This window comes from Plantactinospora sp. DSM 117369 (assembly GCF_053764795.1).
On sequence record NZ_CM132446.1, the window covers coordinates 5,341,823 to 5,364,142 of the forward strand.

6 protein-coding genes are annotated in these 22,320 nt (G+C 75.0%); 3 read left to right on the top strand and 3 right to left on the bottom strand.

Features of this window, described 5'->3' with window-relative positions; translation table 11 throughout:
* Positions 1–42: 42 nt before the first annotated feature.
* From ACSMXO_RS23295 to ACSMXO_RS23305, 3 genes are all read right to left on the bottom strand, one after another.
* Entirely contained in the window at positions 43–285 is a 243-nt protein-coding gene (locus ACSMXO_RS23295; RefSeq protein ID WP_455413749.1) for an MbtH family protein, read from the bottom strand.
* Positions 282–17,747 carry an amino acid adenylation domain-containing protein gene (locus ACSMXO_RS23300; RefSeq protein ID WP_455413750.1) on the bottom strand — a complete coding sequence of 5,822 codons (17,466 nt, stop codon included), beginning with the start codon at positions 17,745–17,747 and terminating at the stop codon, positions 282–284. Before ACSMXO_RS23300 ends, ACSMXO_RS23295 begins: the two co-directional genes overlap by 4 nt.
* Before the next feature lie 70 nt (positions 17,748–17,817).
* Positions 17,818–18,840, bottom strand: coding sequence for an iron-siderophore ABC transporter substrate-binding protein (locus ACSMXO_RS23305; protein ID WP_455413751.1), 1,023 nt, complete (start codon positions 18,838–18,840; stop codon positions 17,818–17,820).
* A 326-nt stretch (positions 18,841–19,166) separates the two neighbouring features.
* Here ACSMXO_RS23305 and ACSMXO_RS23310 point away from each other — a divergent pair, with 326 nt between their 5' ends.
* Genes ACSMXO_RS23310 through ACSMXO_RS23320 form a run of 3 tightly spaced genes read left to right on the top strand, consistent with a single transcriptional unit; the run spans position 19,167 to position 22,191 of the window.
* The gene (locus ACSMXO_RS23310) at positions 19,167–20,237 is read left to right on the top strand and encodes a FecCD family ABC transporter permease (RefSeq protein ID WP_455413752.1); all 1,071 of its coding nucleotides are present in this window, start codon (positions 19,167–19,169) and stop codon (positions 20,235–20,237) included.
* Between the two features lie 5 nt (positions 20,238–20,242).
* Positions 20,243–21,307, top strand: coding sequence for a FecCD family ABC transporter permease (locus tag ACSMXO_RS23315; RefSeq protein ID WP_346256496.1), 1,065 nt, complete (start codon positions 20,243–20,245; stop codon positions 21,305–21,307).
* 2 nt (positions 21,308–21,309) lie between these two features.
* Positions 21,310–22,191 (top strand): ABC transporter ATP-binding protein, encoded by an 882-nt coding sequence (locus ACSMXO_RS23320; protein WP_346256495.1) that lies wholly within the window; start codon positions 21,310–21,312, stop codon positions 22,189–22,191.
* Positions 22,192–22,320 lie beyond the last annotated feature (129 nt).

Below are 22,320 nucleotides of genomic sequence, written 5' to 3' on the forward strand. Positions count from 1 at the left end.
CGGAGGTACGCCTCGAAACCGAGCCGCCGGGACGCCTGCTGGTCAGCGAACCGGTTCGGCGGTGGCGCCGGCCATCCGCTCCCGCAGGCTGCGGGGACGCAGGTCGGTCCAGTTCTCCTCCACGTACGCCAGGCAGGCGTCCCGGGACTGCGGACCGTCCGCGCCGAACGCCACCGCCCAGCCGGCCGGTACGTCCACGAAGGACGGCCAGAGCGAGTGCTGCCCCTCGTCGTTGACGAGCACGAGGTACTGCCCGTCCGGGTCCTCGAACGGATTGGTGGTCATGCGTCGGTCCTTTCCGGGTGGTCGGCGGAAGCGCCGTCCGACTGGGTGGGCAGGGGTGGCGCCTGGCCGGCGGTGTCGGGCGCAAGCGCCGAGAGCCGCAGACCCGGCCGGGCGAGCGCCGAGGCGAGCAGCCCGAGCAGCTCGTCGGTGAGCCGGCGCGCGGTCGGCGGGTCGAACAGCTCGACCGCGTACTCTAGTTCGCCGTGCACCGGGCCGTCGCCGACCGGCTCGTAGAAGCTGACCGTCAGCTCCGTCCGGGTCGTCCCGGTCGGCACCGGCACGAACCGCAGCGCCGCCGCGCCGTCCGGGCCGTCCAGCCCGGCCTCCTCGTGGTGCACCAGCATCACCGGCGGTAGCGTCGCGCCGGCCGGCAGGAGGCGGCGTACCGCGTCGAACGGGACGTCCTGGCGGTCGAAGGCGCTCAGATCCGCCTCCCGGATCCGGCCGAGCAGCTCGGTGAAGGTGGGGTCGCCACCGGTGTCGGTGCGCAGCACCAGCGGGTTGACGAAGCAGCCGACCAGGTCGGCGAGAGCCGCCTCGGTCCGGCCGGCCACCAGGGTGCCGATCGGGACGTCCGGGCCGGCGCCGATCCGGTGCAGCAGCGCCGCGAGGGCGGCCTGGAACACCATGAACATGCTGGTCCCGGTCTGCCGGGCCAGCTCGTCGACGGCCCGGTGCGACGCCGGGTCCAGCACGAACTCGACCCGGCCACCGCGCCCGGACAGCGCCGCCGGTCGCGGCCGGTCGGTCGGCAGGGCCAGCCGATCGGGTACGCCGGACAGCGCCTCCCGCCACCAGGTGAGCTGCCGCGTGTGCCGGCTGCCGGGGTCGGCCGGATCACCGAGCAGGGTACGAGCCCAGCGGGCATAGTCCGGATAACCGACCGGCAGCGGCGACCACTCCGGTACCCGCCCGGCGACCCGGGCCGCGTACGCGGTGCCGAGATCCCGGGCCAGTGGCACTACCGACCACTCGTCCACGCCGAGGTAGTGCATGGTCAGCAGCAGTACCCGAGCACCGCCCGGCCCGGTCAGCAGCCGGGCCCGCAGCGGCGGCTCCCGGGTCGGGTCCACGCCAGCCTCGACCAGCTCGGTGATCCGCTCGTCCAGCGGCACCCCGCTCTCCGGCAGCACCTCCAGCAGTGCCCGGTCCCCCACCGGCACCGGTACGGGCTCGCCGGCCGCATCGGCCGCCAGCGCGGTACGCAGCGGCTCGTGCCGCTCCACCAGGTCGGCCAGCGCCGCCGCCAGCACCGGCACGTCCAGCGTCGGCGCCCCGCCCGGCCCGTCACCGGGTCCGCCGCCGGTCCCGTCATCCAGCCCGGTCCCGTCGCCCGGTCCACCGTCCGGGGCGACGCCCGGTCCGCCCGCGCGGACCACCAGGGCGAGGTCCCAACCGGTCCGGCCGGACGGGTTCCGCTCGGCCGTGGCACGGTGCAGGTCCCACCAGATCTGTTGCACCGGAGCCGCGACCGGCTCGGCGGCGTCCTGTGCCGGGCGCAGTGCCGGACGCCCCGCCACCGCCCCGGCGAGCCGGTCCGCCAGCCCGGCCACCGTCGGCGCCTCGAAGATGTCCCGCACCGCCAGGTCGACGCCGAGCGCCGCCCGGATCCGGCCGAGCAGTCGCATCGCCGCCATCGAATGCCCGCCGAGGGCGAAGAAGTTGTCCGAGATCCCCACCTTCGGCAGCCGGAGCACCTCCGCGACCAGTCCGGCGAGGGCCTGCTGTGCCGGGGTGACCGGTGCCTCGTCGCCGGTCAGCGCCGCCCAGTCCGGCACCGGCAGGGCACGCCGGTCCAGTTTGCCGTTGGCGGTCAGCGGCAGCGGTCCGTCGAGTACCAGCACGGCGGACGGGACCATGTAGTCGGGGAGCAGGTCGGCCGCGTGCGCGCGTACCTCGGCGGGGTCCAGCGGTCCGCCGGCCGGTACGACGTACCCGGCCAGTCGGGTCAGGTCGGCGTTACGGTGCACCACCACCGCCGCCTGGCGTACCCCCGGGTGCCGGGCCAGCACCGCCTCGACCTCGCCCAGCTCGATCCGGAAGCCCCTGATCTTCACCTGGTCGTCGACCCGGCCGAGGAAGTCCAGGATGCCGTCGGCCCGCCACCGCGCCCGGTCACCGGTCCGGTACATCCGGGCGCCGGCCGGGCCGTACGGGTCGGCGACGAAGCGCTCGGCGGTCAGCCCGGGACGGCCGAGATAGCCCCGGGCCAGACCGCGCCCGCCGACGTACAGTTCGCCGGCCACCCCGGGCGGTACCGGGCGGAGCCGCTCGTCCAGCACGTACGCCCGGGTGTTCGGGTCGGGCAGTCCGATCGGCACCGCGCCCGACCAGTCCGGTTCGGCCCGCCAGAGCGTGGAGTTCACCGTCGCCTCGGTCAGCCCGTACGCGGCGAACAGCCGCAGCCGCCGTGCCCACCGGCCGATCAGGTCCGGCGGCACCGTCTCGGTACCGACCAGCACCACCAGCCCGGCCGGCAGTTGGCAGTCCGGCGGCAACGCCGACACCAGGGACGGCGGCAGGATGGCATGGCTGACCCGTTCCCGCTCCAGCAGGTCCACCAGGGGCCGGCCGGGCGCGCGGGCCTCGTCCGGGGCGATCACCAGCCGGCCACCGGCACACAGCGCCATGGCCAGCTCGAAGACGAAGACGTCGAAGCCGGTCGAGGCGAACTGGAGTACCCGGGAGGAGCCGTCCACTCCCATCCGGTCGGCGGCGGTCGCGACCAGGCTGCCGATCCCCTCGTGCGGCACCACCACGCCCTTGGGCCGACCGGTGCTGCCCGAGGTGTAGATGACGTACGCCGCGTGGTCCAGCCCGGCCGGGACCGCCGGCCCGGTCCCGGCCGGGTCGGCCGGCGTCGCCGGCACCGGCTCCGGGTGGACCGGCGCGACGAGCAGCCGGTCCACTCCGGGCAGCTCCGGCAGCCGCTCGGCGGCCTCCGGTGTCGTCACCACGGTCCGGGCGCCGGAGTCCTCGACCATGTACACCAGCCGGTCGGCCGGATGGCCGAGGTCCAGCGGCAGGAACGCGGCACCGAGCCGCAGCGCCCCGAGTACCACCGCCACGGTCTCCAGCGAGCGGGGCACCGCCACCCCGACCACCGTCTCCGGGCCGACGCCGTACCCGGCGAGCAGCCGCGCCATCCGGGCCGCCTCGGCGTCCAGTTGGGCGTACGACACCGTCCGCTCCCGGTCGACCACGGCGACCGCCTCCGGGGTCTGTGCCACCCGCCGGGCGAACATGGCCGGCAGGGTCTCCTCCGGCACCGTCCGGCCGGTGGCGTTGAACTCGCGCAGCACCCGGTCCCGCTCGTCGCCGACGAAGACGTCGATCCGGCCCAGCGGCGTCGCGGGGTCGGCGACGACCGCCCGGGCCAGCCGGAGCAGCCGCTCGCCGAGCAGCGCGACGGTCTCCCGGTCGAACAGGTCGGTCCGGTACGTCAGCAGGCAGCTCAACGCGTCGTCGCCGCTTCCGCCCGACTGGTCCACGGATCCGTCGCCCGCCGGCTGCTCGACGGACTCGGCGAAGTCGAAGACCAGGTCGAACTTTGCGGTCGGGGTGTCGACCGGCTCGTCGGCGACGGTCAGCCCGGCAAGGCCGCTCCACGCGGCGGTCCGGTTGCGGTGCACCACCATCACCTGGAAGAGCGGGTTCCGGGAGACCGAACGGGCCGGGTTGAGCGCCTCGACCACGGCCTCGAACGGCACCTCCTGGGCGGAGAAGGCGGCCAGGTCGGTCTGGCGGATCCGGGACAGCAGCTCGGTGAAGGTCGGGTCGCCGGACAGGTCGGTCCGGAGTACCAGGGTGTTGACGAAGAACCCGACCAGGTCGTCGAGGGCCGCGTCACCCCGCCCCGCGATCGGCGCGCCGAGCGGGATGTCGGTGCCGGCGCCGAGCCGGTGCAGCAGGGCTGCGACCAGCGCGTGCGCCACCATGAACAGGCTGGTACCGGTCCGGGAGGCGAGCCGGCGCAGCCCCGCGCCGACCTCGGCGGGCAGCACCACGGAAAGTTCCGCCCCGGCCGGGTCCGGCCGGCCCGAGCGGGCCCGGTCGGTGGGCAGCACCAGTTCCTCCGGCGCCCCGCTCAACGTGGTACGCCAGTAGTCGAGCTGCCGGGCGGCCAGGCTGGCCGGATCCGCCGGGTCGCCGAGCAGCCGGCGCTGCCACAGGGTGTAGTCGGCGTACTGGACCGGCAGCGGTGCCCAGTCCGGCGCCCGTCCCGCCCGACGGGCCGCGTACGCCGTGCCGAGGTCGCGCAGGAACGGCCGGTCCGACCACTCGTCGGTGGCGACGTGGTGCAGCACCAGCACCAGCACGTGCTCCTCGGTGCCCTCCGGTGCCGGGTCGACCGCGACGAGAGTGGCCCGCAGCGGCAGTTCGGTGGTCAGGTCGAACGGGCGGCGCACCGCGTCCCGGACGATCCCGGCGACCTCGTCCGGAGCGGCGGCGACGCTCTCCAGCACCGGCCGGGCGTCGGCCGCCGGCAGCACCCGCTGGTACGGCCGACCGTCCCGCTCGCCGAACAGGGTCCGCAGCGTCTCGTGCCGGCCGGCCAGGTCGGCCAGCGCGGTACCCAGCGCCACCACGTCCAGCCGCCCGCGCAGCCGTACCGCGATCGGGAAGTGGTACGCCGCCGTCTCCGGCGTGAGCTGTTGGATCATCCAGAGCCGCTGCTGCGCGAAGGAGAGCGGCAGAACGGCGGGGCGCTCGGCCCGGACCAGTGCGATCGGGGCAGCGCCGTCACCGGCCGCGCCCTCCGGCCCGGTGGCCCCGATCCGGGCAGCCAGCTCGGCGACGGTCGGCGCCTCGAACAGGTCGCGGATCGCCAGCTCGGCGCCGAGCACCACCCGGGCCCGGCTGACCAGCCGGATCGCCAGCAGGGAGTGGCCGCCGAGGTCGAAGAAGTTGTCCTCGACGCCGATCTCCGGCACGCCGAGCAGCTCGGCGAAGAGGGCACAGAGCGCCTCCTCGGCAGCCGTGGCCGGCGGGCGGGAGGCCGTACCGGCCCGGACCGTCGGGGCCGGCAGCGCCGCCACGTCGAGCTTGCCGTTCACGGTCAGCGGCAGCCGGTCCAGCGGCACCAGCGCGGCCGGCACCATGTAGTCCGGCAGCCGCCGCTTCAGGTCCGCCCGGAGGGCGGCCAGCACGGCGTCGTCGTCCGGCTCCGTCCACTGCGCGGCGCGGACGAGATAGCCGGCCAGCCGGCGTACCGCCGGGTCCGTGGTGGTGTCGACGACCACGGCGGCGTGCGCCACCAGCGGATGTTCGGCCAGCGCGCTCTCGACCTCGCCCAGCTCGATCCGGTACCCCCGGATCTTCACCTGGTCGTCGGTGCGACCGAGGAAGTCCAGGTTCCCGTCCGGCCGGCGCCGGACCAGGTCACCGGTGCGGTACATCCGCTCCCCGGGCGCACCGTACGGGTCGGCGACGAAGCGCTCGGCGGTCAGCCCGAGCCGCCGGTGGTAGCCCCGGGCCAGCCCGATCCCGCCGATGTACAGCTCACCGGGGGCGCCGGGTGGGACGAGCCGCAGGTACGCGTCGAGCACGTAGGCCCGGGTGTTCCAGATCGCCCGGCCGACGGTCGGGGTGGCGCTGTCTCCGGTGCCGCCACCGAGGGTGTTGATGGTGTACTCGGTCGGCCCGTACAGGTTGTAGCCGGCCGTACCCTCGGTGTCCCGCAGCCGGTTCCAGACCGCCTCGGAGACCGCCTCGCCGCCGAGCAGCACCAGCACCGGCCGGTGCCGACCGCTCCCGACCTCGGTCGGCTCGGACCGGTCGAGCAGGCCCTCCTCGATCAGGTGGTGCGCGTAGCTCGGGGTGACGTTGACGACGTCGATCCGGTGCCGGTCACAGTAGGCGACCAGCGCCTGGGCGTCCCGGCGCAACTCCTCGTCGCAGACGTGCACCTCGTGCCCCTCGACCAGCCAGAGCAGTTCCTCCCAGGACATGTCGAAGGCGAACGAGACGGTGTGCGCGATCCGCAGCCGCCGGCCGCCGGCCGCCGCCACGGTCGGGTCGAAGATCGCCTCCCGGTGGTTGAGCTGCATGTTCGTCAACCCCCGGTACGGCGTCACCACCCCCTTCGGCCGCCCGGTGGAGCCGGAGGTGTAGATCAGGTACGCCGGGTGCTCCAGCCGGTGCGGATCGGTCCGGGCGAACCCGGCCGGCAGTTCGGCGTCGGTGAGCGCCGCACCGGAGAGCCCGGCCAGCTCGGCCAGTACCGCCGGATCGTCGAGCGGCACGGTCGGGGTGTCGGTCGCGGGCAGCCCCGCCCGGACCGGAGTCACCGTCAGCAGGCACATCGGGGCGGTGTCGGCGAGGACGAAGGCCAGCCGTTCGGCCGGATGATCCAGCTCCAGCGGCAGGTACGCGGCTCCGGTGCGCAGCACCGCGAAGAGCGCGACCACCATCTCGATCGACCGGGGCAGCGCCAACGCGACCGCCTGCTCGGGTCCGGCGCCCCGGGCGACCAGCAGCCGGGCCAGCCGATTGATCCGGGCGTCGAACTCGGCGTACGTCAGGGTGCGGCCGGCAAAGACCAGTGCGACCTCGTCCGGGGTCCGGGCGGCCTGCTCGGCGAGCAGGTCGGCGACGGATTCGGTGCCGATCGGGTGCCGGGTGGCGGTCCACTCGGCGGCCAGCTCGGCCCGTTCCGCCCCGGTGAGCAGGTCGAGCCGGCCGACCGGGATCTCCGGCTCGGCGACCAGCCGGGCGAGCAGCGCGACGAACCGGTCCAGCAGGGTCCGGGCCACCTGACCGGGTACGACGTCCGGGCGGTGGTCCAGGGCGACCCGGAGCCGCTGTGCCGGGGTGACCACCAGGGTCAGCGGATAGTGGGTAGCGTCCACCCCGTCCAGGGCGGCGATCCCGTGCCGGTCCCGCAGCCGGGCCGACTCCCCCTCGTCGACGAAGTTCTGCAACACGTAGAGGGTGTCGAAGAGCCGGGCGTGCCCGCTGGCCCGCTGCACCGCGCCGAGCCCGAGGTGGTCGTGCGGCATCAGTTCGATCCGCTGCTCGCCCAGCCGGCGCAGCAGGCCGAGCACCGGTTCGCCGGGCCCGGCGGTGACGCGTACCGGCACGGTGTTGAGGAAGAGCCCGATGATGTTCTCCACATCCGGCACGTCCGCGTGCCGGCCGGCGACGGTCATCCCGAAGACCACGTCGGTGCGACCGAGGTGACCGCCGAGGACCAGCCCCCAGGCCGCGGTGAGCACGGTGTTGAGGGTCAGCCCGTGCCGGCGGGCCAGCCCGCGCAGCCGGTCGCCCAGCGCGGCCGGCAGTTCGGCCCGGACCCGGTGCGGGACGACCGGTGCCAGGCTCGCCTCCGGGGCGACCAGGGTCGGCTCGGCGAGGCCCGCGAGGGTGTCCCGCCAGGCCCGACCGGCCAGCTCGGTGTCCTGGGTGGCCAGCCATTCCAGGTGATCCCGATAGGAGCCGGCCGGCGGCAGGTCCCGGTCGTCGCCGTCCCGCTCGTAGAGCGTGAAGAGCTGCTCGACGAAGAGTTCCTCGGACCAGCCGTCCCAGAGCACCAGGTGGTGGCTGACGACCAGCCGGTCCCGGTCGTCGCCGAGCCGGAGCAGCAGCAGCCGGCACAGCGGCGGCCGGGTCAGGTCGAACCGGGTACGCCGGTCCTCGGCCATCAGCTCGGCCATCCGGGCCCGCTGGGCCTCCGGGTCGAGGCCGGTCAGGTCCACCTCGGTCACCGGCAGCTCGGGGGCCACCCCGACGAACTGCACCGGTTGGGGCAGCCCCTCGCTGGCGAACCCGGCCCGCATGCTGGGGTTGCGGGCCAGCAGGGCAGCTCCGGCCCGGCGCAGCCGGTCCAGGTCCAGCCGGTACCCGAGGTCGAAGGCGTCCTGCGCGGTGTAAACGTCCAGCGCCGAGGTGTCGTAGCTGGCGTGGAAGTACAGCCCCTCCTGCAACGGCGAGAGCGGCCAGATCTCCGCCACGGGTACCGGGCTGATCCGCTCGATCCGGTCGATGTCGTCCCGGCTCAGCGACAGCCCGGCCGCGATCGCCGGAGTGGGCCGGGCCTCGGCACCGTCCGGATCAGCGGTGCCCGCCGGCTGGATGGCCGCGGTGCTGAGCTGGCGTAGCGCGTCGAGCCACTCGGCGGCCAACCCGGTCACGTCCGGCTCGTCGAGCACGCCGTCCGGCCACGTCCAGGTCGCGGTCAGCACCGGCCCGGCCGGGGTCTCGGTGGCGACCGCGTCGACCTGGACCAGGTGGGTCAGGCCCAGCCCGCCGTTGACGGTGGTGATCGCGTCGGACTCGGCCGCTGGCGTCCAGTCCAGCTCGGTGCCGCCGGGGAACCGGCCGTAGTAGTGGAACAGCACCTGGGCCGAGGAGAGTCCGGCCAGGATCGGCGCCGCCTGTGCGTTCAGGTGCCGCAGCAGCCCGTAGCCGAGGCCGCCGTCCGGAACCGCCCGGATCCGCTCGCCGACCGTACCGAGCAGTTCGATCGGGTCGGTGCCGGCCGGCAGGCGTACCGGCTGGACGCTGGTGAACCAGCCAACCGTGCGGGAGAGGTCGAGATCGGGTTCGACCTCCTCCCGGCCGTGCCGTTCAAGGTCGACCAGCAGATCGGCGCCGCCGTCGTGGCCGTGCCGGTGCTGCCACCGGGTCACCGCGAGCCGGAGCGCCGCGAGCAGTACCCCGGTGACCTCGGCACCGACCGCCGCCGGTACGGCGGTGAGCAGCGGCAGCGTCTCGGCCGGGTCGAGGCGTACCACGTGCTGGCGGGCCGGTCCCGCCACCGGCCGGGTCTGCGCGGGCAGCAGCTCCGCTCCCGGGGCGAGCGTCTCCACCCAGTGCGCCAGTTCCGCCAGCCGCTCAGGGCGGTGCGCGTGCTCGCCGAGCACCCGGGCGTACCGCCGCAGCGAGGTGCCGACCGGGGCGAGAATCGGGGGCTGCCCGACCCGTACCGAGGCCCAGGCAGCGGCCAGGTCCGCCAGGAGGATCCGCCAGGAGACGCCGTCGACCACCAGGTGGTGGGCGGCGAGCAGCAGCCGGCCGGGCCGGTCGCCGGAGTCGAACCAGACCGCCTGGAGCATGCGCCCCTCGTCCGGATCCAGCCGGTCGGTGGCGGCGGCGGACTCGGCGGTCAGCACGTCGCGCAGCCCGGCGTCGTCGAGCCCGGTCACGTCGACCCGGCGTACCAGGTCGGCCGCCGGTACGGTGCCGGCCGGGGTCGTCTGGAGCGACCAGAGCACGGAGGCGATCCGGCGCAGCCGGAGCCGCAGGCCGGCGTGCCGGTCCAGCACCGCCTGGAGGACGGCGACCAGCGACCCGAGGTCCAGTTCGGCCGGTACCACCAGCAGGGTGCTCAGGGTGAACCGGTCGATCGGCAGTCCGGTCTCCCGGAGCCAGTGCACGATCGGCAGCAGCGACACCTCACCCAGCTCGTCCGGATCCGCGCCCGCTACCCCGTCGGCGCGGCCTCCGACCGGGCTCGCGGTGCTGGCCGACGGAGAACCGGCCGCCGGTGCGGCGGTGGTCGAGGCGGCTGCCGTCGAGGCGGCGCCGGCCGCGATCGGCGGGTCGCTCGGGGACAGGGCGGCGTCGCCGCCGCCGGCCCGGGCCAGCGCTCGTGGGGTCCGGTGCCGGAAGACGTCGCGCGGGGCGAGCGCCAGTCCGTGCCGGCGGGCCCGGCTGGAGACCGCGATGGAGAGGATGCTGTCGCCGCCCAGGGCGAAGAAGTCCGCGTCGGCACCGACCTCGGGCAGCCCGAGGACCTCGGCGAAGACCTCCCGGAGCAGCCGCTCGGCCGAGCCGCCACCGGAGTGCACCGGGGTGTCCACATCGGACGGGGTCGCCGGGGTGGACGTGCCGGCCGGTGCGGACGGGCCGTGCGGACCGGTGTCCCGGCCGGCCGATTCCGCTCCGGCGGTCGGCTCGGTCCCGACACCCGACCTCGCTCCCGCGCCCGGCTCGGCTCCGGCGGCCGGTTCCGCCACGGCGGGCGTCGTGCCGGTGCCCGGTGGGGCGGGCAGGGCGGCCCGGTCGAGTTTGCCGCTGGCGGTCAGGGGCAGCGCGTCGAGCACCACGAACCGGCCCGGCACCATCGACTCGGGCAGCCGGGCCCGGGCCGCCGCGCGGACCGCCTCGACATCGAGCCGGAGCCCCGCCACCGGCACCAGGTAGCCGACCAGGCCGGTCCGGCCCCGGCCGTCGACCCGAGCGGCGGCGACCGCCTGGGCCACACCCGGCCCGGTCCGGAGCACCGCCTCCACCTCGCCGAGGTCGATCCGGTGCCCCCGGATCTTGACCTGGTCGTCGCCGCGGCCGACGTATTCGAGTACGCCGTCAGTACGCCACCGCACCAGGTCACCGGTGCGGTACATGCGCTGCCCCGCCGGCCCGTACGGGTCGGCGACGAAACGCTGCGCGGTCAGCCCGAACCGGGCGTGGTAGCCGTACCCGAGCTGGGTTCCGGCGACGTACAGCTCACCGGGTACGCCGGGCGGGACCGGGCGGAGGCAGTCGTCCAGCACGTACAGCCGGGTGTTGGCCACCGGGCGGCCGATCGGCACGCTGCGTTCCGCGCCGCCGTCGTTCGCCCACCAGGTGACCTGCACCGCCGTCTCGGTCGGCCCGTAGAAGTTGTCCAGCGCCGTGCCGGTCTGCGCGTGCCAGCGCCGGGCCAGCTCCGGCGAGAGTGCCTCGCCGCCGCAGGAGACCCAGCGCAGGCTGGCCGCCCAGCCGGGATCGGCGGTCAGCTCGTCGGCGAGCAGGAACGCCTCGACCAGCGACGGTACGAAGGTGACCGCGGTGACCCGGTGCCGGCGGACCAGCCCGGCGAGTCGGCTCGGGTCACCGGCCTCGTCCTCGCCGGGCAGCACCACGGCGGCACCGGCCGACAGCGGCCAGAAGATCTCCCAGACCGAGGTGTCGAAGCTGGCCGGGGCGAGTTGCAGCATCCGGTCGTCGGCGCCGAGCCCGAACCGCCGCTGCGACCAGGCGAGCTGGCTGACGATCGCCCGGTGGCCGACGAGTACCCCCTTGGGACGGCCCGTCGACCCCGAGGTGTAGATCAGGTACGCCGGTGAGTCCGGGTCGCCGGCCGGGGTTCCGGTGCCCTCGCCAGCCGCGCCCGCCAGTTCCTCCGGTTCGGCTGTCGCCGAGACCAGCAGGTGCGCCACGCCGGCCGGCCGGGGCAGCCGGGCCAGCACGTCCACGGTGGATACGACAGCGCGGGCGCCGGAGTCGGCGAGCACGACGGAGAGCCGTTCCCGGGGATGCGTGACGTCCAGCGGCAGGTATGCGGCACCCGCCTTCAGGACGCCGAGCAGCGCCACCACCAGTTCGGCCGACCGGGGCACCGCCACCGCGACGACGTCACCCGGCCGGACCCCACGGGCGGCCAGCCGCCGGGCCAGCCCGGCGGCCCGGCGGTCCAGCTCGGCGTACCCGAGCTGCCGCTCGCCGTCGATCAGCGCGACCGCGTCCGGCGTCCGGGCCGCCTGCGCGGCGACCAGGCCGGGCAGGGTCTCCGGCGGCACCGGGGCGACCGGGCCGGTGAACCGGGCCAGTACGCTGCCGCGCTCGGCCGCCGGCAGCAGGTCGATCCGCCCGACCGGCCGGTCCGGCTCGGCGACGAAGGCGCCGAGCACCTCGGCCAGGCCGCTACGGAGCTGGCGTACGGTCGCGGCGTCGATCCGGTCCGGGTCGTACTCCACGGTGAGGTCCAGCGACTCGCCGGCGGGCGACACCAGCAGGGTGACCGGATAGTGGGTCGCCTCCCGGAACTCGACCCCGGCCAGGGCGAGACCGCCGGCCGGCCCGGCCGGGATCGGGTCGACGGGGTAGTTCTCCAGCACCACCAGGCTGTCGAACAGCTCGCCGACACCGGCCAACCGCTGGATCGCCGGCAGCCCGAGGTGCTGCGCGTCGAGGAGTTCGGCCTGCTCCCGCTGGAGCCGGCCGGCCAGCTCGACCAGCGGTTCGGCCGGAGTCCAGCGCAGCCGGACCGGCAGGGTGTTGATGAACAGCCCGACCATCGCCTCGACACCGTCCAGTTCGGCCGGCCGGCCGGAGACCGTACTGCCGAAGACGACGTCACGCCGGCCGAGGCGCCGGCCCAGCACCACCGCCCAGGCAGCGTGCAGCACGCTGCCCACGGTCAGCCCGGCCGCCCGGACCCGTCCGGCCAGTCCGGCGGCCACCTCGGCCGGCAGCACCACCCGGGCCCGCTCGGCGTGGAACATCCCGTCGAAGCCCTCCTCGGCCTCGGCGGCGAGCCGGGTCGGACCGTCGAGTCCGGCCAGCGCGGCCCGCCAGGCGTCGCCGGCCGCCGCCCGGTCCCGGCCGGCCAGCCACTCCAGGTACCGCCGGTACGGGGTGACCGGCGGCAACCGGTCCGGCTCGCCGTCCGGGGCGTACCGGGCGAGCAGGTCCCGCAGGGTCACCCCGGCCGACCAGCCGTCGGTGACGATGTGGTGGTGGGTGAGCAGCAGGCTGTGTCGCTGTTCCGCCCACCGGACCAGTACGCAGCGCAGCAGCGGCGGCCGGGTCAGGTCGAACGGGGCTGCCCGTTCCGCCTCGGCCAGCGCCTCGAACTCGGCCGCCCGCTCCGGTTCGGGGTACCCGGTCAGGTCGACCTCGCGCCACGGCAGCGCGATCCCGTCCGCGACGAGCTGCACCGGCCGCCAATCGGCGAGCTGCGGGAACGCGGCTCGCAGCGGGGCGTGCCGGTCGAGCACGTCCTGCCCGGCCCGGCGCAGCGCGGCGGCGTCCAGCGGCCCGCGCAGCTCGATCACCTGCTGCACCCGGTACGGGTCCCGGTCGGCTCCGGCGGCGACCGCGTGGAAGTAGAACCCCTCCTGCAACGGGGTCAGCGGCAGCACGTCGGCGACCGCCGGTACGGTGCCGGCCAGCGCGTCCACGTCCTCCTGGCGCAGCGGCAGCAGCGGGAAGTCGGACGGGCTCGGCCCGCCGGCCCCCGGCCGGGCGGCGTGCCGGACCAGCGCGTCCAGCGCGGCGAACCAGCCCTGCGCCAACTCCGCCACGTCCGCCTCGCCGAGCAGCGTCGCCGGCCAGGCCCAGGTCACGCCGAGCCCGGGCCCGTCCGGCCGGTCCTCGGTGAACGCGTTCACCTCCAGCGTGTACGGCGCCACCGGCATGCCGGCGTCGAAGCCACCGGCGAGCAGGCCGAGCCCGGGCAGCGCGGTCCAGCAGCCGTCGGCGGACGACTCCACCCCGAACCGGCCGAGGTAGTTGAAGCTGATCTGCGGCTGCGGCAGCCCGGCCAGTACGGCGGCGGTCTCCGGGTTGAGGTGCCGGAGCAGCCCGTACCCGAGCCCGTGGTCGGGGATGGCCCGCAGCCCTTCCTTGATCCGCTTCAGCGCCCGGCCGGCGTCCTCGCCGCCGGCCAGCGCCTCGTCGAGGTCGATCGGTCCGGGGTCGAGCCGGACCGGGAAGATGCTGGTGAACCAGCCGAGGGTGCGGGACAGGTCGACGCCGTCGGCGAGCTGCTCCTCCCGGCCGTGCCCCTCCAGCGCCACCAGCGCCGGTCCGGGCACGCCGGTCCCCCGGCGCCGGCGCCAGTCGGCGAGGGCCAGCGCGAGCGCGGTGAGCAGCACGTCGTTGACCCCGGCGGAGAACGCCGCCGGGATGCTGGTGAGCAGCGGTGCGGTCTGCTCCGCCGGCAGCCGCAGGGTGAGCCGGCGGACGGTGTCGAGGTCGCCGACCGGGTCCAGCGGGCGGTCCGCCAGCGCCGGGTCGTCGCCGCGCAGCAGCTCCGTCCAGAGTGGCAGCTCGGCGGTCCGTTCCGCCGACTCGGCGTCGGCGTGCGCCAGCTCGGCCCAGCGGCGCAGCGGGGTGCCGACCGGCTCCAGCCGGGGCGGCCGTCCGGCCAGCACGTCGGTCCAGGCGGCGGCCAGGTCGGGCAGCAGGATCCGCCAGGAGACCCCGTCCACCACCGCGTGGTGCACCACCACGACCAGCCGGCCGGCCCGGTCCGGGCCGGCGTCCAGCCAGACCGCCTGGAGCATCACACCGGCCTCCGGGGCCAGCCGGGCGCCCGCGGAGTCGGCGGCACGGACGATCCGGTCCCGCAGCGCCTCGTCGGTCAGCCCGGCGACGTCGACCCGGTACAGCCGGTCTGCCGCCGGCACCGTGCCGGGCGCCGGCACCACCAGCCGGCCCGGCTGTCCCGGGGTGGCCCGGACCAGCCGGGACCGGAGTACGTCGTGCCGGTCCAGCGCCGCCTGGAGCGCGGCGGCCAGCCGCTCGACGGTCGCCTCGGCCGGTACCCGAACCGCCAGCCACTGCGCGAACGCGTCGATCGGCCCGCCGCACTCGTCCAGCCAGCGCATGATCGGAGTGAGCGGGAACTCGCCGACTCCGGCCAGGGGATCGTCGGAGACAGCCCGCGACAGCGACTCGGCCACCGGCGCCAGCTCGGCGACGGTACGGCGCTGGAAGACCTGGCGCGGCGTGACCACCAACCCGGCCTGCCGGGCCCGGATCACCAGCTGGATCGAGACGATGCTGTCCCCGCCGAGGGCGAAGAAGTCGTCCTCCACGCCGACCTCGGGCAGCCCCAGCACCTCGGCGTAGAGGGCGCAGAGCACCTCCTCGCGGGCGTCCCGAGGCCGGGCTCCGGTGCTGCGCGCCGCGAAGTCCGGCGCCGGCAGGGCGGCCCGGTCCAGCTTGCCGCTGGGCAGCACCGGCAACCTGTGCAGCGGTACGAAGGCGGCCGGCACCATGTGGTCGGGCAGCCAGCTCCGGGCGTACCCGCGCAGCTCGGCCAGGAGCGCGGTGACGTCCCGGAACGGCGCGGGCCGGTTGGCGTACCGGTGCGGCGGGGCCGGCTCCAGCAGGGCGGGCCGGTACGCCGGTTCGGCGGGTACCGCGTCCGGGCGGGAGAAGAGCAGGTCGAGGCGGCCGTCGCCGGCGGTACCGGACCAGGTGACCTCGACCCGGTAGCCGTGCCGTTCGGCCAGCTCGTACACCGCCTCGGGATCGACGGCCGGGCCGGTGTCGCCGGTCGGGCCGGTGTCGCCGGAGAGGTCCCGGTAGGCGGCCAGGTCGGCGGCCAGCCGGGCGTTCGGCACCCCGGTCACCCGCAGTACGGCCGGCCGCGCCGAGTCGAGCCGGTCGGCCAGCCCGGCGAGCCCGGCCGGCTCGGTGGCCCAGGAGAGCTCGATCGTCTCGTCTGAAGTGGACGGAGTGGGGCTGGTGGCGGTGCGCAGCACCACGTCGTACCGGTAGCGGGTGAGTTCGTTGTGCGCGTGGCCGCGCTTGACCCAGAGGTCGACCGCGGTGATCGCCGGCACCTCCCGGGTCAGTGCCGGGAAGAGGTCGGGGTCGAGCAGCAGTTCGCCTTCCCAGCGCAGGCCCTGCTCGACGGCGGCCAGCGCGGCCTGCCGGCCGTCGGGGTCCGGCCGGCGGCGGCCCGCCTCGATCGCCCCGCGCAGCGTGCGGTGCAGCCGCAGGTTGCGCACGTCGCCGACGAAGACCGTGCCGCCCGGTGCCAGCAGGCCGATCGCCCGGCGCAGCACGTCGGCCAGGTAGTCGACGCTCGGGAAGTACTGGACCACGGAGTTCAGCACGACGGTGTCGAAGTAGCCGGCCGGCAGCCCTTCGGTGACGTCGGCCGGCTGGGCCCGCAGCTCGACCCGGTCGGCCAGCGCCGGGACCGCCGCCACCTGGTCGCGCAGCGCCTCGATCGCCGCCGGGGAGAGATCGGTACCCCAGTACGACTCGACCTCCGACGCCACCTTGGCCAGCAGCAGGCCGCTGCCGACGCCGATCTCCAGCACCCGGCGCGGGCGCAGCGCGAGAATCCGTTCCACCGTCCGGTCCCGCCACTGGCGCATCTCGGTCAGCGGGATCGGTAGCCCGTCGTAGCTGCTGTTCCAACCGGTGAAGTTCTCCCCGAACCGCTCGGTGCGCCCGGCGGTGTAGAGCAGTTCGTGCAGCCGCTGCCAGTCGCCCACCCGGGCCGACTCGACCTCGGCGTCCCGATCCGCCGGCCGGTCCAGCGCCGGTACGACGTACGCGGCGAGTCGCTGCTGACCGTCGCGACCCGGCCGGGCCAGTACGGCGACCTGGCCGACCGCCGGATGCTGGGCCAGGACCGACTCGATCTCGCCCGGCTCGATCCGGTACCCCCGGATCTTCACCTGGTCGTCGGCACGGCCGAGGAACTCCAGCCGCCCGTCCGGCAGCCAGCGCACCAGGTCCCCGGTGCGGTAGAGCCGCCCGCCGGCCGGCCCGTACGGGTCGGCGACGAACCGCTGCGCGGTCAGCCCCGGCTGGCCGAGATAGCCCCGGGCCAGCCCGGTGCCGCCGAGGTACAGCTCGCCGGTGGCGCCGACCGGCACCGGCTGGAGGGCGGCGTCCAGCACGTAGCACCGGGTGCCGGGGTCGGGGCGGCCGATCGGCACCACGCCACCGGGCGGGGTCTGCGGGTCGCACTCCCCCAGCGTCGAGTTGACCGTCGCCTCGGTCGGCCCGTACGCGTTGAACATCGGCCGGCCCTGGGCCCACCGGGCGACCAGTTCCGGGGAGACCCGCTCGGTACCGGCCAGCAGGGTCGCCCCGGCCGGCAGGGTCAACTCCCGGGGCATCGCGGCGAGCAGGGCCGGCGGCAGGATCATGAAGGTCACGCCGTGCCGGTGGGCGTACTCGGTCAGCGCCGGGCCGGGCACCCGGCGCTCGGCCGGCACCACCACCAACCGGCCGCCGGAGAGCAGCCCGAGGCAGAGGTCCCAGAACGCCACGTCGAAGCTGGGCGAGGCGAACTGGAGTACCCGGCTGTGCGGCCCGACGCCGAGCCGGGCGCGCTGGGTGGCGACCAGTTTGGCCACCCCGGCGTGCGAGACGACGACCCCCTTGGGCCGGCCGGTCGACCCCGAGGTGTAGATGACGTAGGCGGCGTTCTCCGGGGAGAGCGACGGCACGCCTCCCGGGGCCGGCTCGACCTGATCGGTGTCGGTCAGCTCGTCGAGCAGCAGCCTCGGCAGGCCCGGGGTCTCCGGCAGCTCGCCGGCCAGCGCGGCGGTGCTGACCAGGCAGACCGGCCGCGCGTCGGCCAGCATGAAGCCGATCCGCTCGGCCGGATAGTCCTGGTCCACCGGCAGGTACGCGCCGCCGGCCTTGAGCACCGCCACCTCGGCCACGATCATGTCCACCGAGCGGGGCAGGCAGAGCGCGACCACCCGTTCCGGCCCGACCCCCCGGGCGCGCAGCGCGTACGCCAGCCGGTCCGCCCGGGCGTCCAGTTCCGCGTACGTCAGCTCGACGTCCTCGCAGACCACCGCGACCGCGCCGGGCGCCCGGCGTACCTGCTCGGCGAAGAGTTCCGGCCAGGTCGCCGGGGGTGCCGGCCGGACCGTCTCGTTCCACTCGACCAGGATCCGGTGCCGCTCCACCGTCGTCGGCCCGCCCTGGGTCGTCGGCCCGCCCTCTGTCGTCGGCCCGGCCTCGGCGCGGTTCAGGTCACTTGTGGGCACGACGAAGTACCGCCTCTCGCGAGCGGGTGGGAACGGTCCGATGTGGGGGGTGCCGGGGATCGGCCGGCGGTCAGCCGTCGCCGAGCAGCGGCAGGATCTGGTCCAGCGCGTACGGGACGCTGAGCACGGTGCTGAACGAGAGCGCACCGCCGAGCGGCGGGTTCTCGTACGGCAGGAAGACCGCCCGGTTCTGCTTCGCCACGTCCAGGGTGGCGTAGACCTTGTCCGCCTTCACCCGCGGCTCGGCGCTGGCGTCCGAGGTGAGGAAGAGCAGCTTGTCCACGTCGACCAGGTCGAGCCGCTCGGAGCCGATCTCGGCGGCGTACTCCTTGCCGGCCGCCTGCACGATGCTGTCCGGCACGGTGAAGCCGAGTTGGGTCATGAAGACCACCTTCGGGTCGCTCGGCGCGAATACCGCGTACTTGCCGGCCTCGTACGGGTCGACCACCGCGACGGTCTTGCCGGCGAAGCCGGGGTGTTCCTGCCGGGCCTTGGCGAACCGGGCGTCCACGTCGGCGATCAGCTTGTCGGCCTGCTCCGGCTTGCCGAGCGCGCGGCCGGCCTGCCGGGTCATCTCCTGCCACGGCGCGGCGTAGTCGGCGAAGCCCTTCGGCTGCGCCACGGTCGGGGCGAGCTGGGAGAGCTTCTGGTACTGCTCCTGGGTCATCCCGGAGTAGAGCCCGATGATCAGATCCGGACGCAGCGCGGCGATCTTTTCGAGGTTGTAGTCGTCCCGCTCACCGACGATCTCCGGCGGGGTGCTGCCCCACAACGGCTGCGCCCACGGCCACTTGCCGTACGGCCGCTCCAGGAACCAGTCGATCGCACCGACCGGCACGACGCCGAGGGCGAGCACCGGGTCCTGGTCGCTGAGCCCGAGCGTGACCACCCGGGTGGGCGCCTTGGTGATCTCGGTGCTGCCGTACTTGTGCTCGACCGTCACCGGGAAGGTGCCGCCGGCGCTCGCCGAGGGCGCCGGGTCGGCGCCGTCGTCGCCACCGCCGCAGCCGGCCAGGCCGAGTACGAGGGCGGCCAGCACCGCCGCGAGTCGGACGGGCCTGGGACGCATCGCGCGGGCAGGTGTCGTGGACATCGGCTCCTCTTCGGTCTCTCGGGTTCCCCCGCCGGTCTGGCGGTCGGGCGGACATCCGTCTCGGCGGGCCCGGCACGGGCGCCGGTTCGGCGTGCGGTCGCGGGACATCCGGCGACGGTGCCTGGACGTCGGGCACGGCACCGGCGTCCGGTTCCGATGACCGTGATAGTAAGGTAATCCTTACCTAACCTCAACAGCTTCGACGGAACGGGCCTCCCCAACCATCGGAGCCGTGAACTAAGGTATACCTACCCTAAGAAGCGAAAGCCCTGCACATTGCCGGCGGACGAGACCCGAGTCGCCGGCGGACGAGACCCGAGGACCGCGTGACGACCGACCAGGCACCACCGGTGAGCCGACCCGCGCCCGTCCGGGCAACGGGTCACCGATCCAGGCGTCCGGTCGGGCTCTTCCTGGTCGCCACGACCGTCCTGATCGTCCTGTCCCTGCTCTCCGTCGCGGTGGGCAGCCGGCAGATCCCGCTGGACCAGGTGGTGCAGACCCTCCTCGACCGGGCCGGGGCGCGCGGCGCCGACCCGCAGATCGAGGCGATCGTCTGGGGCGTACGCCTGCCGCGCACCGTGCTCGGCCTGCTGGTCGGGATGGCACTGGGCCTCTCCGGCGCCCTGATGCAGGGGCTGACCCGCAACCCGCTCGCCGATCCCGGCCTGCTCGGCGTCAGCGCCGGTGCCGCGCTCGGCATCGTCGTCGCGATCGCCTGGTTCGGCATCGCCACCCTCTACGGCTACATCTGGTTCGCCTTCGCCGGTGCCCTGCTGGCCAGCGTGGTGGTCTACCTGCTCGGCGGGCTCGGCCGGGGCGGCTCCACCCCGGTCAAGGTGGCGCTGGCCGGCATCGCGATCACCTTCCTGCTCAACTCGGTGACCAGCGCGGTCGTGCTGCGCGACCCGGAGGCGCTCAACCGCTACCGGTTCTGGGCGGCCGGCTCGCTCTCCGGGCCGGACTTCGGCACCATCGGCCAACTGCTGCCGTTCCTGGCCGCCGGCACCGTACTCGCGCTGGCCGCCGCCCCGGCACTGAACAGCCTCGCCCTCGGCGACGACGTCGCGGCCGCGCTGGGCCGCCGGGTCGGACTGGTACGCCTGCAGGGCACCCTGGCGGTGACCCTGCTCGCCGGGGCCGCGGTCGCGGTCGCCGGGTCGATCGTCTTCGTCGGTCTGGTGGTGCCGCACGTCGCCCGGCTGATCACCGGCCCGAACCATCGCTGGCTGCTGCCGTTCACCATGGTGCTCGCACCGAGCCTGCTGCTGCTGGCCGACATCGTCGGTCGGGTCGTCGCCCGGCCCAGCGAGGTCGGCGTCGGCATCATCGCCGCGTTCATCGGCGGCCCGTTCTTCATCATGCTGGTCCGGCGCCGCCGGCTCGCGGAGCTCTGATCGGCGTGACCCTCCTCGACCTGCGCCGCACCGGCGGGCGTACCGCGTTCCGGCTCGGCCGGCCACCGGTCTCCGGCGTACTCCGGGCACGGCTGCTGATCTGCTGCCTCGGGCTCCTCGCACTGGCGTTCGTGGTCTTCTGCGTCGGCATCGCCACCGGCGACTACCCGGTCAGCCCGTTGCGGGTGGTGCCCGCGCTGTGGGGTTCCGGCGATCCGGGCCAGGTCTTCATCGTGCGGGAGCTGCGGCTGCCCCGGGCGCTGACCGCCGTACTCGCCGGCGCCGCGTTCGCCGTCTCCGGGGCGATCTTCCAGACCATCACCCGTAACCCGCTGGCCAGTCCCGACATGATCGGGATCAACGCCGGTGCCACCACCGCCGTGGTGGCCGCCATCGTGCTCGGCGGCGCCGGGCTAAGCCTGCCGGCGCTGGGCCTGGCCGGCGGGCTGGTCACCGCCGCGCTGATCTACCTGCTGGCCTGGCGGCGTGGCGCCACCGGCTACCGGATCGTGCTGGTCGGCATCGCCGTCTCCTGGATGTGCGCCAGCGCCACCGACTACCTGCTGACCCGGGCCCAACTCGCCGAGGCACAGGCGGCGCTCGGCTGGCTGGTCGGCAACCTCAGCGGTCGCGGCTGGGAGACCGTGGGTCCGCTCTCCGTGGCGGTGCTGGTGCTGCTGCCCGCCGGGATGCTGCTCGGGCGATGGACCCGGACCCTGCACCTCGGCGACGAGGTGGCCCGGGGGCTGGGCACGCCCGTGCAACTGGCCCGGCTCTGCCTGGTGGTCGTCGGCGTCGCGATGGTCGCGTTCGCCACCGCCGCCACCGGGCCGGTGCTGTTCGTGGCACTGGCCGCACCTCAGATCGCCCAGCGGCTGGTGGGGCTCTCCGCGCCGCCACTGCTGGCGTCCGCGCTGACCGGGGCGTTGATGGTCTCGGCCAGCGACCTGGTGGCCCGCTGGATCATCCCGGACGTCGACCTGCCGGTCGGCGTGGTCACCGGGGCGCTCGGCGCGGCGTTCCTGCTCTGGCTGCTCGTCCGGGCCAACCGCGCCGGTTCTGGAGGCTGACGATGACCGTGGACCTGACCATCACCGACGCCGCGCTCGATGCCCCGCCGCCGAGCGCGGCCGGGCACCCCGAGCTGCGGGCCGAACGGCTGCGCCTGGCGTACGGCGAGCGGGTGGTCGTCGACGACCTCGACCTGGTGATACCGGCGGGCCGGATCAGTGTGATCGTCGGCGCCAACGCCTGCGGCAAGTCCACCCTGCTCCGGGCGCTGGCCCGGCTGCTCAACCCGGCGGCCGGCAGCGTCCAGCTCGACGGCCGGGCGATCCACTCCCTGCCCACCCGGCAGGTGGCCCGGCAGGTGGGGATCCTGCCGCAGGCACCGGTCGCGCCGGACGGCCTGACCGTGCTCGACCTGGTCGGCCGGGGCCGCTCGCCGCACCAGACCTGGTGGCGGCAGTGGTCGCCGGAGGACGAGCGGGCGGTGACCGAGGCGCTCGCCGCGACCGGGGTCACCGAGCTGGCCGACCGGCCGGTGGACGAACTCTCCGGCGGGCAGCGGCAACGGGCCTGGATCGCCATGGCGGTGGCCCAGCAGACCCCGGTGCTGCTGCTGGACGAGCCGACCACCTTCCTGGACCTGTCGCACCAGATCGACGTACTCGACCTGGTGGTGGACCTGAACCGGCGGGACGGCCGGACCGTGGTGATGGTGCTGCACGACCTCAACCAGGCGTGCCGGTACGCCGACCACGTGATCGCGATGAAGGGTGGCCGGATCGTCGCGCAGGGTGAACCGTCGAGTGTGGTCACCGCCGAACTGGTCGACGAGGTATTCGACGTGCGGTGCGAGGTGAGCGTCGACCCGCTGACCGGCACACCGCTGGTGATCCCGACCAGCCGGCACCACCCCCGGCCGCTGATGCCGGTGGCCGCCGGCGCCTGACCGGTCCTGGCTCGACCGTCCACGAGGCTCCGGCGACCACCGCCCGCGTCAGCGGCGACGGTTCAGCGAGCCCTTCCACCTCCCTTGCCTTGGGCCGCAAGGTCGGACGCGGTGCGGGGGCGCCGCGCG